The organism is Pseudomonas viridiflava (assembly GCF_900602065.1).
GTDB lineage: Bacteria > Pseudomonadota > Gammaproteobacteria > Pseudomonadales > Pseudomonadaceae > Aquipseudomonas.
In genome coordinates this window covers 1-317 of record NZ_UWFN01000128.1, presented here as the reverse complement: position 1 = coordinate 317, position 317 = coordinate 1, and the positions used below count along the sequence as shown (strand labels likewise).

Sequence of the window (317 nt, the reverse complement as noted above, 5' to 3'; positions counted from 1 at the left end):
ACATGAGCTTGCTCCGTAAGTGGCCCGAGTTTAGCAACTTGACGGGCAGGGGTAACCTGCTTGTTCCGATGTTCGGGGCTGCGCCATACCTTGTTCACGTGCTGACGGGTATACCGAATGAGTCGTTTTGAGATCGTCTTCGACGGCCGATTGGTCGAAGGTGCCCAGCTTGAGAGGGTCAAAGCCAACCTGGGAAAGCTGTTTCAGGCGGATGAGTCGCGTCTGGAGTTATTGTTTTCGGGGCGACGATTGGTCCTCAAAAACAACCTGGATGAGCAAACCGCCGAGAAGTACCGCGCAACGCTGGAGCGCGCGGG

General features: G+C 56.5%; 1 pseudogene. It reads left to right on the top strand.

The features are described from left to right. Window positions 1-117: 117 nt before the first annotated feature. Window positions 118-317, top strand: a pseudogene (locus EE949_RS08280) (hypothetical protein); the annotation flags it as partial.